Source organism: Pseudomonas bharatica CSV86 (assembly GCF_000319305.2).
In the GTDB taxonomy this organism is placed as follows: Bacteria; Pseudomonadota; Gammaproteobacteria; order Pseudomonadales; family Pseudomonadaceae; genus Aquipseudomonas; species Aquipseudomonas bharatica.
In genome coordinates, this window is record NZ_AMWJ02000002.1 from 183,612 (window position 1) to 197,283 (window position 13,672).

Here is a 13,672-nt window from a genome sequence, read left to right on the forward strand (position 1 = left end):
ATGAACAAGGACACCTTGATCGAAGTGCGCGACCTTGCCGTCGAATTCGTCAGCGGTGCGCAACAGCAGCGTGTGGTCGAAAACGTCAGCTTCGATATACGCCGCGGCGAGACCCTGGCCCTGGTCGGTGAAAGTGGCTCCGGCAAATCGGTCACCGCCCACTCCATCCTGCGCCTGCTCCCCTACCCGCTGGCGCAGCACCCGGCCGGGAGCATCCGCTACGAAAACCAGGACCTCCTGCACCTGGACGAGAAGAAGATGCGCCATATCCGTGGCAACCGCATCGCCATGATCTTCCAGGAGCCGATGACGTCGCTGAACCCGCTGCACAGCATCGAGAAGCAGATCAACGAAGTGCTGATGCTGCACAAGGGCCTGCGCGGCAAGGAAGCCACCGCACGGACCCTGGAGCTGCTGGAACTGGTGGGCATTCCCGACCCGGTCAAGCGCCTCAAGGCTCTGCCCCATGAGCTCTCGGGCGGCCAGCGGCAGCGAGTGATGATCGCCATGGCCCTGGCCAACGAGCCGGAGCTGCTGATCGCCGACGAACCGACCACCGCGCTGGACGTTACCGTCCAGTTGAAGATCCTTGAATTGCTCAAGAACCTGCAGGCCAGGCTGGGCATGGCGCTGTTACTGATCAGTCACGATCTGAACCTGGTGAAAAGAATTGCGCACCGCGTATGTGTCATGCAGCGCGGTTGCATCGTCGAACAGGCGTCGTGTGAAGAATTGTTCCGCGCTCCGCAGCATCCGTACACGAAAATGCTGCTCGGCGCCGAGCCCAGCGGCGGGCCGGCCGGCAACCCGGAAGGCGCGCCGTTGCTGGAAGTCGAAGACCTGCGGGTGTGGTTCCCGATCAAGAAAGGCTTGCTGCGCCGCACCGTGGACCATGTCAAGGCGGTGGACGGCATCAACTTCAGCCTGCCTCAGGGCCAGACCCTGGGCATCGTCGGTGAAAGTGGCTCGGGCAAGTCAACGCTGGGCCTGGCCATCCTGCGGCTGATTGGCAGCCAGGGCGTCATCCGCTTCGAGAACCAGCGACTGGACGGCATGAGCCAGCAGCAGGTCCGACCGCTGCGACGCGAGATGCAGGTGGTGTTCCAGGACCCCTTCGGCAGCCTCAGCCCGCGCATGTGCGTGAGCGACATCGTCGGAGAGGGCCTGCGCATTCATCGGATAGGCACGGAGGCGGAACAGGAACAAGCCATCATGGAGGCGCTCAGGGAAGTAGGTCTGGACCCGGAAACCCGGCACCGCTACCCTCACGAGTTTTCCGGAGGCCAACGACAACGGATTGCCATTGCCCGGGCACTGGTATTGAAACCGGCGCTGATCCTGCTGGACGAGCCCACTTCGGCGCTCGACCGCACCGTTCAGCGCCAAGTGGTGGAACTGCTGCGCGCGCTGCAGACCAAGTACAACCTGACCTACCTGTTCATCAGCCATGACCTGGCGGTGGTCAAGGCGCTGAGTCACCAGTTGATGGTGGTCAAGCAAGGCCAGGTGGTCGAGCAAGGTCCGGCCGCGCAGATTTTCGCCGCACCACAACATTCGTATACACAGCAGCTGCTGGAGGCCGCTTTCCTGGCTCCCACGGCTGTCGATATAACCTGAAGAGGAACAACACATGGGTTTTCTCGCCGGTAAGCGCGTACTGATCGTCGGTGTCGCCAGCAAACTGTCCATCGCATCCGGCATCGCTGCCGCCATGCATCGCGAGGGTGCAGAACTTGCCTTCACCTACCAGAACGAAAAGCTCAAGGGCCGCGTCGAAGAATTCGCCGCTGGCTGGGGCTCCAACCCTGAGCTGTGCTTCCCTTGCGACGTTGCCAACGATGACGACATCGCCAAGGTCTTCGAGGCGCTGGGTAAGAAGTGGGACGGCCTGGACTGCATCGTGCACTCCGTAGGCTTCGCCCCGGGCGACCAGCTCGATGGCGACTTCACCGAAGTGACCACCCGCGAAGGTTTCCGCATCGCCCACGACATCAGCGCCTACAGCTTCGTGGCCCTGGCCAAGGCCGGCCGTGAAATGATGAAAGGCCGCAACGGCAGCCTGCTGACCCTGTCCTACCTGGGCGCCGAGCGCACCATGCCGAACTACAACGTCATGGGCATGGCCAAGGCCAGCCTGGAAGCCGGCGTTCGCTACCTGGCCGGCAGCCTCGGCCCGGAAGGCACCCGCGTCAACGCCATCTCCGCCGGTCCGATTCGCACCCTGGCTGCTTCCGGCATCAAGAGCTTCCGCAAGATGCTCGCCGCCAACGAAGCCCAGACCCCGCTGCGCCGCAACGTCACCATCGAAGAAGTCGGCAACGCCGGCGCCTTCCTGTGCTCCGACCTGGCGTCGGGCGTCAGCGGTGAAATCATGTACGTGGACGGTGGCTTCAATACCACCGCCATGGGTGATATCTCGGAGTAAGTCTTCGGGAAACGAGGAAAGGCCGCTGATGCGGCCTTTTCTTTTGCCTGGTGTTTTTGTTGTTGTTTTTGAGGGCCTCATCGCTGGCAAGCCAGCTCCCACAGGTACTGCACAGATCTCAAGCTTTGTGCTGAACCTGTGGGAGCTGGCTTGCCAGCGATGAGGCCAGTACAGACAAAGCTGGTTCAAGGAGCAATGAAAAAGGCCGCTCGCGCGGCCTTCTTCATTACAGAGGGGAGAACTCAGTAGCGAGTGATCTCCGCCTTGGCTTCCAGTTGCTTGCGGTAGGCGGCGAAATCCTGCTGACCGGCGCGGGAGGCCAGATAACGGCGATACTCGCCCTTCTCCTGCTCACTGGCCGCGCTGCCCTCGTTCACACCATTCAGGCGTAGGACGACGACGCTGCCATCAGCCAGGGTAACCGTGGAGTACACCGGTTTGTCCTTGGCTTCAGGCTTGCTCATGCGGAACAGCGCCTGCAGCTCGGTCGGATCTATGCCTTCCTGCATACGGGTCACGGCTTCCTGGACCTTCCAGGCCTGGCCGTCCTGCACGGGTGCATAAGCAACCTTGCCATCACGCAGCCCGGCTACCAGTGCATCGGTCTTGCTCTTCACGGCAGCGGTGGCCTGTTCCTGGGCCAGGTGGTCGCGGATAGGACCGGCAACGGCTTCCAGAGGCAGTTGCGCCGGCTTGCGATGCTCCTTGGCGCGTACAACCACTACAGTCTCCGGGTCCAGCTCGATAGCCGAGCTGTTGGATCCCTCGTCCAGCACTTCAGGGCTGAACGCCGCCTGGATCACCTGCCGGTTGGCGGTGATGCCGTCACCGCCTTCACGACCGAACGGCGCGGAGGTCTGCACCTTCAAGCCGAGGTCCTGGGCAGGCTGGGCCAGGTCCGACGCTTCGAACGCCGAATCTTCCAGTTGCTTGGTCGCCTCCACGAAGCGCTGCTCGACCTGCTGGGTCTTCAGCTCACGGGTGAGCTTGTCCTTCAGGCTGGCGAACGTGGGAACCTCAGGCGCCTGCACGCCCAGCAGCTTGATCAGGTGGAAGCCGAACTCGGTGCGCACGGGAGCGGACACCTGGTCCTTGTTCAGCCCATACAGCGCGTCTTCAAAGGCTTGGTCATAAACACCCTTGCCGGCGAAACCAAGGTCACCGCCATTGCTGGCCGAGCCCGGATCCTGGGAGAACTCCTTGGCCAGCGCAGCGAAGTCTTCACCCTTGGCCAGACGCTGCTGGATTTCCTCGATGCGGGCCTTGGCCTGGGCTTCGTCCTGCTTGTCGTTGACCTCGACCAGGATATGCGCAGCATGGCGCTGCTCGGCGAGGTTGGCGATTTCCTTCTGGTACAGCGCCTGCAATGCGTCCTCGTCGACCTTGACCTGATCGAAGAACGCGGCCTTCTTGAGCTCGATGTAGTCGATCACGACCTGATCGGGGCTCATGAACTCCTTGGCATGCTGCTCGTAATGAGCCTTGACCTGTTCATCGGTAACATTGACGGACGCAGGGTCCGCCTTGAAGGTCAGCGAAGCGAAGTCGCGGGTCTGCTTTTCCAGGCGAGCGAAGGCGTCAACCTGCGCATCGGTGACGAAACCGCTGCCAGCCAGACCGGCGCGCAGTTGGCCGATCAGCATTTCCTGGGCCAGCATTTCACGGAACTGCATACGGCCATAGCCCAACTGGCGAATGACCTGGTCGAAACGTTCGGCGCTGAACTTGCCGTCCACCTGGAACTCGGGCGTCTGCAGGATCACCTGGTCCAGAGCGGCCTCGGAGAAGGAGAACTTGGCATCACGTGCGCCCTGCAGCAGCAGTTGGCGCTCGATCAGGCCTTTCAAGGCTGCTTCGCGCAGCATCTTGTCGTCCAGCAGGGAGGGGTCGAAGTCCTTGCCCAGCCGTTGCATCAGTTGCCGACGTTGCGTGTCGACGGCCTGACTCAACTCGTTCTGGCTGATGGTATCGCCATTGACCTTGGCAGCATCCTGGTTGTGGCTGACTGCCTGGAAGATGGCATCGAAGCCGGTCAGTGCCATCAGTACCACGATGACACCAATGATGGTCTTGGCAATCCAACCTTGTGAATTGTCCCTGATATTTTGCAGCATGCGTCCCCCAGAAACGGCTGTGGCGGCTGCACAACCGCGGAGCGTGGGTAGAATCCTGATAGAAGAAAGGCGCATCCGGGGATGCGCCTTCTCGTAACGGGCGGAGCAGACGAATTCGTGATTCTTTCCGCCCCACCGGCGGGCGCGGTTGCGGGAACCGGGCCCGACCAGGCTGAAGCCTGAAAAGGGCGACTTAGTTGACCGCGTCCTTCAGCGCCTTGCCAGCCTTGAAGCCAGGCTTCTTGGCGGCAGGAATTTCCAGCGTCTTGCCAGTTTGCGGGTTGCGGCCTGTACGAGCAGGACGGTCGGTGACCGAGAAGGTACCGAAACCTACCAGAACCACGGAGTCACCGGCCTTGAGGGCACCAGTGATGGATTCGATGACTGCGTCCAGCGCACGGCCGGCAGCAGCTTTTGGAATATCAGCATTTGCAGCGATAGCGTCAATCAGTTCCGACTTGTTCACTCTAAGTCCCCTTATTTCTATTTGAGTTTATTTCTAACTATGTAAATTGAATCAACGCCGAGTGCCCCGTGACACTTGAGTGCCTTTTAATGGCAAGGACCTGGAAAACAGTCGGACGGGGCGCCCAGCTAAATACTTTCAATGCGTACTGATTCGTTCCTTGGAATCAACGTCGCGTTTTTCATCCTTGGCAACGATCTCGGGAGCCACATCCGGCAAGGGCTCCGGGGCGTATTGCAGCGCAATTTGGAGGACTTCGTCAATCCATTTAACCGGCTTAATCTGAAGATCCTGCTTAATATTGTCAGGAATCTCTTTCAGATCACGCACGTTTTCTTCCGGAATGATCACTGTCTTGATTCCACCACGGTGCGCGGCCAGCAATTTTTCCTTCAGGCCACCGATCGCCAGCACCTGCCCACGCAGGGTGATCTCGCCGGTCATCGCCACATCGGCACGCACCGGGATTTGCGTCAACGCAGAAACCAGCGCGGTGCACATGCCGATACCGGCACTCGGACCATCCTTGGGCGTAGCCCCTTCCGGCATGTGAATGTGGGTATCGCGCTTCTCATGGAAATCGGCCGGGATGCCAAGGCTTTGCGCACGGCTGCGCACCACGGTCTGCGCCGCTGTAATGGATTCGACCATGACATCGCCGAGGGAACCGGTCTTGATCAACTGCCCCTTGCCCGGAATGACCGCCGCCTCGATGGTCAGCAATTCGCCGCCCACCTGGGTCCAGGCCAGGCCGGTGACCTGACCCACCTGGTCCTGCTGCTCGGCCAGGCCGTAGCGGAACTTGCGCACACCGAGGAAATGCTCCAGTTGGTCGCTACCCACCTTGACCTGGGCCTGCTTCTGGCCCGTGTACTCCTTGACCACCTTGCGGCAGACCTTGGCGATCTGCCGCTCCAGGCCACGCACACCGGCTTCACGGGTGTAGTAGCGGATGATGTCGCGAATGGTTGCGACCTCAACGTCCAGCTCACCCTTCTTCAGGCCATTGGCCTTGATCTGCTTCGGCAGCAGGTACTTGACCGCGATATTGATCTTCTCGTCCTCGGTGTAGCCCGGCAGACGAATGACTTCCATCCGGTCCAGCAGCGCTGGCGGGATGTTCATCGAGTTGGAGGTGCAGAGGAACATCACATCCGACAGGTCGTAATCGACCTCCAGGTAGTGATCGTTGAAGTTGTGGTTCTGCTCCGGATCCAGCACCTCGAGCAGCGCCGAGGCCGGGTCACCGCGCATGTCGCTGCCCATCTTGTCGATCTCGTCGAGCAGGAACAGCGGGTTGCGCACGCCCACCTTGGTCATTTTCTGGATCAGGCGGCCGGGCATGGAGCCGATATAGGTACGTCGGTGGCCACGGATCTCGGCCTCGTCACGTACACCGCCGAGCGCCATGCGCACGAACTTGCGATTGGTGGCGCTGGCGATGGACTCGGCCAGCGACGTCTTGCCCACGCCAGGCGGGCCGACCAGGCACAGTACCGGGCCGCGGATCTTCTTGACGCGCTTCTGCACCGCGAGGTACTCGAGGATGCGTTCCTTGACCTCTTCCAGGCCATAGTGGTCGGCATCGAGGATTTCCTCGGCCTTGGCCAGGTCGAGGCGTACCTTGCTCTGCGCCTTCCACGGCACCTGCACCAGCCAATCGAGGTACGAGCGCACAACGGTGGCCTCCGCCGACATCGGCGACATCTGCTTGAGCTTGTTCAGCTCGGCCTGGGCCTTGGCATAGGCATCCTTGGGCAGGCCGGCAGCCTCGAGACGCTTTTTCAGTTCCTCGACTTCGTTATGCCCCTCGTCGCCATCGCCGAGCTCCTTCTGAATGGCCTTCATCTGCTCGTTCAGGTAGTACTCGCGCTGGCTGCGCTCCATCTGCTTCTTGACCCGTCCGCGAATGCGCTTCTCGACCTGCAGCAGGTCGATTTCCGCATCCAGCAGGGCCAGTACATGCTCGACGCGTGCGGCCAGATCGATGATCTCGAGGATTTCCTGCTTCTGCTCGATCTTCAGGGCCATGTGCGCAGCCATGGTATCCACCAGGCGCCCAGGCTCATCGATGCTGTTGAGGGACGACAGGACCTCGGCAGGCACCTTCTTGCCCAATTGCACGTATTGCTCGAACTGGGACAGCAGGCTGCGCACGAACACTTCGGACTCGCGATCAGCCGCTTCGGTTTCCTCGATCAGGGCGACTTCGGCCCGAATGTGGCCTTCGACCTCGACGAAGCGCTCGACCGCACCGCGCTGCTCACCTTCGACCAGCACCTTGACGGTGCCATCGGGCAATTTCAGCAACTGGAGGACGGTAGCGATGGTGCCGACCCGATACAGGGCGTCTTCGCCTGGATCGTCGTCAGCGGGATTCTTCTGAGCCAGCAAAAGGATTTGCTTCTCACCGGTCATCGCAGCTTCGAGGGCTTCGATGGACTTTTCACGCCCCACGAACAGCGGGATGACCATGTGCGGGTAAACAACGACATCGCGCAATGGCAAAAGAGGCAAGTCGAGGGTTGTCTTCATGATTTCGCCTCTACAGCGGCCCTGTGGCCGTAATCCGATGGAAATTTGAGCTTGGACTTAATGTGGGGCAGCCCCGGAAAAAAACAAGCTCTGCGACAGGAAAAGCAAAGGGGCCCGTAGGCCCCTTGCTGGTTTCGCTGCCCAAGACTCAGGCGTCTGGTGCCGCCTTGGCTGGCGGCTCGCTGTTCTCGTAGATGAGCAGCGGCTGGGAAGTGCCATCGATGACGCTCTCGTCGATCACCACCTTGCTGACATCCTTCTGCGAAGGAATTTCATACATGGTGTCGAGCAGGATGCCTTCGAGGATGGAACGCAGGCCACGGGCGCCAGTCTTGCGCTCGAGGGCCTTGCGGGCCACAGACTTCAGCGCATCACTGCGGAACTCCAGGTCCACGCCTTCCATTTCGAACAGCTTGCCATATTGCTTGGTCAAGGCATTCTTCGGCTCGGTGAGGATCTGCATCAACGCAGCTTCATCCAGTTCGTCGAGGGTCGCCAGAACCGGCAGGCGCCCGACGAACTCGGGAATCAGGCCAAACTTGACCAGATCGTCCGGCTCGACCTCACGCAGCGATTCGCCAACCTTCTTGCCCTCCTCCTTGCTCCGGACTTCGGCGCCAAAGCCGATGCCGCCGCGGGTGGAACGCTGCTGGATGACTTTCTCCAGGCCGGAGAACGCACCGCCACAGATGAACAGGATGTTGCGTGTATCGACCTGCAGGAACTCCTGCTGGGGATGCTTGCGGCCACCTTGCGGCGGTACCGAGGCAACGGTGCCCTCGATCAGCTTCAACAGCGCCTGCTGCACGCCTTCGCCCGAAACATCGCGAGTGATCGACGGGTTGTCCGACTTGCGCGAAATCTTGTCGATTTCGTCGATGTAGACAATGCCCATCTGGGCCTTCTCGACATCGTAGTCGCACTTCTGCAGCAGCTTCTGAATGATGTTCTCGACGTCTTCGCCCACGTAGCCGGCTTCGGTCAACGTCGTGGCGTCGGCAATGGTGAACGGTACGTTGAGCAGGCGAGCGAGGGTTTCGGCGAGCAGCGTCTTGCCCGAGCCGGTAGGCCCGATCAGCAGGATGTTGCTCTTGCCAAGTTCGACTTCGTCGCCTTTCTTGTCGCGTTGATTCAGGCGCTTGTAGTGGTTGTACACCGCTACGGCCAGAACCTTTTTCGCGCGCTCCTGGCCAATGACATATTGGTCAAGGATGGCGCTGATTTCTTTCGGCGAAGGCAATTTATGCGCGCTGCTCTCGGCCTGGGCTTCCTGCACCTCCTCACGGATGATGTCATTGCACAGGTCGACGCACTCGTCGCAGATAAATACCGAGGGGCCGGCAATCAACTTGCGCACTTCATGCTGGCTTTTGCCGCAGAAGGAGCAATAGAGCAATTTGCCGTTGTCCTCGCCGTTACGGGTGTCAGTCATTCGATCGATCCAATCCGGTAGGCTTGCAACACAAGATGAAGGCAATTGCGGGCTTTTTCAAGTCCGCAGGCAGGCGCTTTCCGCGTCTGCCCGCTCTGGCACCCAGGATCAGGACGCCAGTTGCCGCTTGTCGTATACCGAGTCGATCAGGCCGTACTCGGCCGCGCGCTGGGCGCTCATGAAGTTGTCACGTTCGGTATCGCGCTTGATGGTTTCGAGATCCTGGCCAGTATGGTGTGCCAGCAGCTCGTTCAGGCGCGACTTGATGTTGAGGATCTCCTGGGCATGGATCTCGATATCGGTTGCCTGGCCCTGGAAGCCGCCCAACGGCTGGTGAATCATCACCCGCGAATTGGGCAGGCAGTGACGCTTGCCAGCGGCACCGGCAGCGAGCAGGAACGCACCCATGCTGCAGGCCTGGCCGATGCAGATGGTGGAAACGTCCGGCTTGATGAACTGCATGGTGTCGTAGATCGACATGCCGGCAGTTACCGAACCGCCCGGGGAGTTGATGTACAGATGGATATCCTTGTCCGGGTTTTCCGCTTCAAGGAACAGCAGTTGCGCCACTACCAGGTTGGCCATGTAGTCTTCTACCGGCCCGACCAGGAAGATCACGCGCTCCTTCAACAGGCGCGAGTAGATGTCGTAGGCGCGTTCGCCACGGGCGGACTGCTCGATAACCATCGGGACCAGGCCACCGGCGGCCTGGATGTCAGAGCTCTGCTGAATATAAGAATTGCGGGACATGTCCTGCACTCACTCCCAAATAGTCATGGCTTGAATACGCACAAGCCAGCGCGAAGGCTGGCTTGTGGGGTTTTCCTACGAAGAGAGGAAATCACTCAGCGGCGGCAGGTGCCTGTGCTGGTTTGACGGCTTCTTCGTACGAGACCGATTTGTCGGTCACAGTCGCTTTCTGCAGGACAGTATCTACAACTTGCTCTTCCAGCACAACCGAGCGAACTTCGTTCAGTTGCTGGTCGTTCTTGTAGTACCAGGCCACGACCTGTTCTGGTTCCTGGTAGGCCGAAGCCATTTCCTGGATCAGTTCGCGAACACGGGCTTCGTCAGGCTTCAGCTCGTTCTGCTTGACCACCTCGGCGACGATCAGGCCCAGCACGACGCGGCGCTTGGCTTGCTCTTCGAACAGCTCGGCCGGCAGTTGCTCAGGCTTGATGTTGCCGCCGAATTGCTGAACGGCCTGGACGCGCAGACGGTTCACTTCGTTTTCCAGCAGGGCTTTCGGCACTTCGATCGGGTTGGCAGCCAGCAGGCCGTCCATTACCTGGTTCTTGACCTTGGTCTTGATCGCCTGGCGCAGCTCGCGCTCCATGTTCTTGCGAACTTCGGTGCGGAAGCCGTCAATGCCGGTTTCCTTGATGCCGAACTGGGCGAAGAACTCTTCGTTCAGCTCAGGCAGTTTCGGCTCGGAAACGCTGTTGACGGTAACGGTGAACTCGGCAGCCTTGCCGGCCAGGTCCAGGTTCTGGTAGTCCTCGGGGAAGGTCAGGGTCAGGACACGCTCTTCACCCGCCTTGGCGCCGACCAGGCCTTCTTCAAAGCCAGGGATCATGCGACCGGAGCCCAGGACCAGCTGGGTGCCCTTGGCAGAACCGCCAGCGAAGGCTTCGCCGTCGATCTTGCCAACGAAATCGATGTTCAACTGGTCTTCGTTCTGGGCAGCGCGATCAGCGACCTCGAAACGGGTGTTCTGCTTGCGCAGCACTTCCAGCATGTTATCCAGGTCGGCGTCGCTGACTTCAGCGCTCAGGCGCTCGACGGCGATCGATTCGAAACCGGAAACGGTGAACTCGGGGAACACTTCGAAGATGGCGACGTATTCCAGGTCCTTGCCTTTTTCGAACGACTTTGGCTCGACGGCAGGCGCGCCGGCCGGGTTCAGCTTCTGCTCGACGACGGCTTCGTAGAAGGAAGCCTGGACCAGATCACCGAACGCTTCCTGACGGGCAGCGTCTTCGTAACGCTGACGGATCACGCTCATAGGCACCTTGCCAGGACGGAAGCCTGGAACCTTGGCGCGACGGGCAGTCTGTTGCAGACGCTTGTTGACTTCGGTCTCGACGCGCTCTGCCGGAACGGCGATGGTCATACGACGCTCGAGAGCGGAAGTATTTTCAACAGAAACTTGCATGAATATTCCTCGTTGCACAGACGTTAGCCGGCGATACCCGACTCCAGAATCAAGGGCAAGCATTCTAGTAGCTCAAACACCAGAAGTCACCCTGTTCGACCCGGAGACGGACAGCATCGGCTCTCAATATTTTTCATAAAAGCCCGGGCGGCGCCAGCGCAGCACTGCAACCTGCGAGACAGAGCCGTCGCACACCCGAAAAAGCAATCGACAAGCCATCCGCCATCAACCGGAGAGACCGTCGATCTCGTTGAAGTCGCAGTACTCTTCCCAGCTCATGCCCAGTGCCTCGGCCACCTCGCGATGAACCTCCAGGCGCATGACCTGCAGTTCCTCGGGCGACTCCGCGACAAGTCGCAGCGTCAACTCCCAGGGTTCGATACCCTGCTCCTGCGCCTCATCCTCGAACGCCCACTGGATCTGCTGCCGCTGCTCGACATCGCTCAACACGGCAATTTCCGACAGCAACTGCGGCTTGGCCTGGGCGAAACGCTCCAGCGCAACCGCCTGGCGGGATTCTTTAGCAATCATTTTTCATTACCTGTTCGCCAGGGCACTGGCATCGGATCAAGCCACTGAAACTTATCAGCTTTCACTGGAACGTTGCCAGCCATCCGGCGTCTGATATTGACTGAGCCGCTGCGAACAATTCCGTCAGCAAAAAAGGAATTATCCTACGAGCGGCATGGAACTTCGTTTGCAAAGCTGTGTTCGGCACCGCTAACCTAGCGCCCCGCACCTAGCCAACGCGTTTCATTTACATTAACGCCACTCAGGCATGAAGAGCGAAACTGCAAGGACGTACCTGTGTTGAAAAAACTCCTGATCGTCAGCGCCTGGCCCTTTCACTGCTCACTAGCCCTCGCCATCCCTCTTCATGCCTCGTTCGACCCAGGCGCACAGTACGCCATCGTCGAAATCAGCGGCGCACCGGAAAGACTCTCGGTGATCACCCAGCGTACAGGCATCAGCGGAACCAGTTACTCCGCACGTCAATTCAATTGTGTCACGCGCACTGTTCGCTTCATGGGTTCCGCAACATCACTTCAGGACCTGGCCAGCGCCCGACCGGATGATGAGGAAACGCCGATCTTCAAAGGCTCGCTTTCACGCGATATCAGCGATGTCGCTTGCGACAGCACCTCACCGACACCGACCAACCCCGCCCACCAGCAAGCAGAACTGAGCGCGAGCACCCACTGAACACGACTTCAACGGCAGGGCATTAGCACATCGCATCCAAGACACACAACCCGCCGAATGAAAACGAAAAAGGCGCCTGGTTATTCACCAGGCGCCTTTCAAAATATGGGGTGGACGAAGGGAATCGAACCCTCGACCACAGGAATCACAATCCTGCGCTCTACCAACTGAGCTACGCCCACCATATTGCATGCGCTTCTCAGCGCGTGTTGCCGGCCTTCCCGCTTCGTGCGACGGGAAAAGCTTGAATGGTGCGGACGAAGAGACTCGAACTCTTACAGCTTGCGCCGCTGGAACCTAAATCATGCTGGTCAACCTGAAAGCCAGCCAAATCAATAGGTTAGGACGCCCGCAACCGTCACACCTGTTCAAAACGTGCCGCATTGTGTCACATGTTTCGAAACGTGCAACACATTATTTTCACACCCCCTTTCGGTATCCCGCCGATCAGCCATCCGTCCTGGATGGCCTCACCCTCTCCCATCGAACAACCCAACCCACTCAGCTTCTTCATGCTCCACCAGCGCCCACAGGCGCCCGGCCTCTGCAAGTTCGAGCATATCCGCCAACTGCCAGTCCGTGATCTCGCGCCGTCGGTGGGCGGCCATAGCCATTGCAGCCAGTGCCGCGGCTCGCCCGTCCGGATCGGTGATCAGCTCAAACCTGTCCATCAGCTCTGCAACCCAGGCAGCAGGAAGCTCGGTCATGGCAGCCTGCACCACCATGACTGCGCGTATAGGACGCCATCTACTTCCTCTAGGCCGCTAATGTTCAGCCCGAGCTGCGCCATGCCGTTCACCCTGGCATCCAGGAGGCGAGGTATTTCGTCATTCCCTGGCGATGAACAATGAATCCAGGCCTCGACGCTGCAGCGACCCAGCGCCTGGCTTTGGCACTCATGTATATGCACATCAGCGAGAAGAGGCTTGGCCCTTTTCAATTCGGCCGGGGAAAGCGCGGCGCCTAGGTGCCGGCGACGAACAATGAGGAATTGCATGACGCACCAATACTGTATATGGGTACAGTATTTCACCATTCGACCACGGAGCGACGCCAGTACCGCCCGGCGGGCTATGCTTCTACCGGCATGCCGAGACGGCCGCCTTCAGCTGCCTCTCGTAGCCGATGCGCTGCCTGCGCTCCGCCAGCAGCGCCCTAACCTTCACCTCAAGGTTGTCGGCCTTGCGTAAACCGGCAGCAGCCCATACCGGCACCGCCACCTCTGGCGCCCGACACGGTACCTGTACCGGCACCTCGACGCGCACGTACTGCACCTGCGGCTCAGTGCGGCTAGCGCACCCGGCTAGAGCCAGGACACCCACCATCCCGCTCCCACAGGCAA

Annotated in this window: 13 protein-coding genes and 2 tRNA genes; 3 read left to right on the top strand and 12 right to left on the bottom strand. The window is 60.0% G+C overall.

Features of this window, described 5'->3' with window-relative positions:
* Both CSV86_RS14310 and fabI read left to right on the top strand, forming a co-directional pair.
* Positions 1-1,617, top strand: coding sequence for an ABC transporter ATP-binding protein (locus CSV86_RS14310; protein WP_009400261.1), 1,617 nt, complete (start codon positions 1-3; stop codon positions 1,615-1,617).
* 13 nt (positions 1,618-1,630) lie between these two features.
* A complete protein-coding gene (gene fabI / locus CSV86_RS14315; RefSeq protein ID WP_009400262.1) occupies positions 1,631-2,425 on the top strand; it encodes an enoyl-ACP reductase FabI in 795 nt (264 codons plus the stop codon).
* A gap of 242 nt (positions 2,426-2,667) precedes the next feature.
* On the opposite strand, the gene CSV86_RS14320 is transcribed toward fabI, so the two are convergent.
* The 7 genes from CSV86_RS14320 to CSV86_RS14350 all read right to left on the bottom strand — a co-directional run bounded on the left by CSV86_RS14320 (position 2,668) and on the right by CSV86_RS14350 (position 11,658).
* Positions 2,668-4,539, bottom strand: coding sequence for a SurA N-terminal domain-containing protein (locus CSV86_RS14320; RefSeq protein ID WP_009400263.1), 1,872 nt, complete (start codon positions 4,537-4,539; stop codon positions 2,668-2,670).
* A 193-nt stretch (positions 4,540-4,732) separates the two neighbouring features.
* Positions 4,733-5,005: an HU family DNA-binding protein gene (locus tag CSV86_RS14325; protein WP_009400264.1), complete on the bottom strand. Its 273-nt coding sequence runs from the start codon at positions 5,003-5,005 to the stop codon at positions 4,733-4,735.
* Positions 5,006-5,143: 138 nt separating this feature from the next.
* Positions 5,144-7,540 carry an endopeptidase La gene (gene lon, locus CSV86_RS14330; RefSeq protein ID WP_009400265.1) on the bottom strand — a complete coding sequence of 799 codons (2,397 nt, stop codon included), beginning with the start codon at positions 7,538-7,540 and terminating at the stop codon, positions 5,144-5,146.
* Positions 7,541-7,688: 148 nt separating this feature from the next.
* Entirely contained in the window at positions 7,689-8,972 is a 1,284-nt protein-coding gene (gene clpX / locus CSV86_RS14335; protein WP_009400267.1) for an ATP-dependent Clp protease ATP-binding subunit ClpX, read from the bottom strand.
* Positions 8,973-9,080: 108 nt separating this feature from the next.
* Positions 9,081-9,722 carry an ATP-dependent Clp endopeptidase proteolytic subunit ClpP gene (clpP, locus tag CSV86_RS14340; protein ID WP_009400269.1) on the bottom strand — a complete coding sequence of 214 codons (642 nt, stop codon included), beginning with the start codon at positions 9,720-9,722 and terminating at the stop codon, positions 9,081-9,083.
* Positions 9,723-9,813: 91 nt separating this feature from the next.
* Entirely contained in the window at positions 9,814-11,127 is a 1,314-nt protein-coding gene (gene tig / locus CSV86_RS14345) for a trigger factor (RefSeq protein ID WP_037060524.1), read from the bottom strand.
* A gap of 225 nt (positions 11,128-11,352) precedes the next feature.
* A complete protein-coding gene (locus CSV86_RS14350; protein WP_009400272.1) occupies positions 11,353-11,658 on the bottom strand; it encodes a DUF6388 family protein in 306 nt (101 codons plus the stop codon).
* Positions 11,659-11,937: 279 nt separating this feature from the next.
* Between CSV86_RS14350 and CSV86_RS14355 the strand changes: the two genes are divergently transcribed.
* A complete protein-coding gene (locus CSV86_RS14355) occupies positions 11,938-12,330 on the top strand; it encodes a hypothetical protein (RefSeq protein WP_158487722.1) in 393 nt (130 codons plus the stop codon).
* Between the two features lie 106 nt (positions 12,331-12,436).
* Here the strand turns inward: CSV86_RS14355 and CSV86_RS14360 are convergent.
* The 5 genes from CSV86_RS14360 to CSV86_RS14375 all read right to left on the bottom strand — a co-directional run bounded on the left by CSV86_RS14360 (position 12,437) and on the right by CSV86_RS14375 (position 13,655).
* Positions 12,437-12,512, bottom strand: a tRNA-His gene (locus CSV86_RS14360).
* Positions 12,513-12,579: 67 nt separating this feature from the next.
* A tRNA-OTHER gene (locus CSV86_RS14365) sits at positions 12,580-12,683 on the bottom strand.
* A 117-nt stretch (positions 12,684-12,800) separates the two neighbouring features.
* Positions 12,801-13,037, bottom strand: coding sequence for a hypothetical protein (locus CSV86_RS14370; RefSeq protein ID WP_100228090.1), 237 nt, complete (start codon positions 13,035-13,037; stop codon positions 12,801-12,803).
* Positions 13,034-13,327 (bottom strand): hypothetical protein, encoded by a 294-nt coding sequence (locus CSV86_RS32000; protein ID WP_080604724.1) that lies wholly within the window; start codon positions 13,325-13,327, stop codon positions 13,034-13,036. The genes CSV86_RS14370 and CSV86_RS32000 overlap by 4 nt, the downstream gene beginning before the upstream one ends.
* A gap of 82 nt (positions 13,328-13,409) precedes the next feature.
* The gene (locus CSV86_RS14375; protein WP_100228089.1) at positions 13,410-13,655 is read right to left on the bottom strand and encodes a hypothetical protein; all 246 of its coding nucleotides are present in this window, start codon (positions 13,653-13,655) and stop codon (positions 13,410-13,412) included.
* Positions 13,656-13,672 lie beyond the last annotated feature (17 nt).